This window comes from Streptomyces sp. NPDC052064, from assembly GCF_055585925.1.
On the sequence record NZ_JBVJJE010000035.1, the window covers coordinates 1 to 1,781 of the forward strand.

Sequence of the window (1,781 nt, forward strand, 5' to 3'; positions counted from 1 at the left end):
CAGCTCCAGGCCCGCCGCTACGACTACCTGCCGCTGACCCGCATCCAGGCCCTGAGCGAACTCGACGCCGACCAACGCCTGTTCGACAGCCTCGTTGTCTTCGAGAACTACCCCCTCGACACGGAGGCGGCAGCCGAGCGGGGCCTGGCCGTCAGCGACATCAGCGCCGTGGAGGCCACCAACTACGCGCTCAACCTGGTGGCCTACGACGGCGACCGGATCGACCTCATCCTCGCCTACGATCCGGAGGCCTTCGACGAGGACACGGTGCGGGCGCTGCGCGACGACCTGCTGCTGCACGCCACCGCCGTCGCCCAGGCCGGCCCCGAGCACACCCTCGGCAAGCTGCCCCTGGTCGACACCGACCGCCGCCGGAGCCTCCTCGACGACTGGGGCCGCGGCGCCCCCGCGGACACGGCTCCGCGGCACGAGACCCTCGGCAGCATCCTCCGGGCCCAGCTGACCCGCACCCCGGACCTGCCCGCCGCGGTCGCCTGCGACGACTCCGTCACATACGCCGAACTGCACGGCGCCGCAGCCCGCCTGGCCCACCACCTGATCGCCACCGGGGTCCGTCCGGGCGACCGGGTGGGCGTCGCCCTGGAGCGGGGCATCCCGTGGCTGACCGCGATGCTGGCGGCCGTGCACTCGGGCGCCGTGTACGTGCCGCTCGACCCCCACTACCCCGCCGACCGCCTGGAGCACATGATCTCCGACTCCGGCGTGACGGCGATCGTGACCGAGACGCGCTTCCAGGCCGGGCTCCCGGCGGGCGAGTCGGTCCGGACGGTGTCCCTGGACAGCCTTGGCACTGTCCTGGAGGCCCTGCCCACGACCCTGCCCGGCGTGCCCGACGACCCGAGCCGGCCCGCCTACGTCATCTACACCTCAGGCTCCACCGGACTGCCCAAGGGGGTCGTGGTGCCGCACACGGGACTGAGCGGGCTGCTCACGGTCCCCTCCGACAACTTCGGCGTCCGGCCGGGCGACCGGGTCCTGCAGTTCGCCTCCCCCAGCTTCGACGCCTCCGTCCTGGAGGTGCTGATGGCGCTCGGCCTGGGCGGCACCGTCGTCCTGTCGCCCCCCGGCACCCTGTCCGCCGAGGAACTGACCGACCTCCTGGAGCGCCACGAGGTCAACCACGCCCTCATCCTGCCCGCCATGCTGGCCACCCTGCCGCGACGGGAACTGCCGCACCTGCGCACCCTTCTGGTCGGCGCCGAGCCCGTCCAGGCCGACCTCGTCGCCCGCTGGGCCCACGGCCGGCGCATGATCAACGGCTACGGCCCCACCGAGGCCACCATCGGCGCGACCTTCAGCGGCGCATTGTCGCCCGATCGGGCCGGCGACCCGCCCATCGGCCGGCCCTATGCCGGGGTGCGCACCTACGTCCTCGACGGCTGGCTGCGCCCGGTGGCGCCCGGCACCGTCGGCGAGCTGTACATCGGCGGCGCGGGAGTCGCTCACGGCTACGTGAACCGGCCCGCCGAGACCGCGGTCCGATTCCTGGCCGACCCGTTCGGCGAGCCTGGCAGCCGTATGTACCGCTCGGGCGACCTGGTGCGCTGGACCGGTGACGGCCAGCTGGTCTTCGCCGGCCGCGCCGATACCCAGATCAAGGTCCGCGGCCACCGCGTGGAGCTGGGCGAGGTGGAGACGGCGCTCGGCCGGCACCCCGCCGTCGGACAGGCCGTGGTGACGGCCGCGGCCGGTCCTGGCTCCGCCAGGCGGCTGGTGGCTTATGTGGTTCCGCGGTCCGGCGGGAGTGGTGTGGATGTCGG

Annotated in this window: 1 protein-coding gene; it reads left to right on the forward strand. The window is 73.7% G+C overall.

What is annotated here, in order from left to right; genetic code table 11:
* A partial coding sequence (locus ACZ6TU_RS38920; protein ID WP_469553515.1) for a non-ribosomal peptide synthetase occupies nt 1-1,781 on the forward strand: 1,781 nt, incomplete at both ends.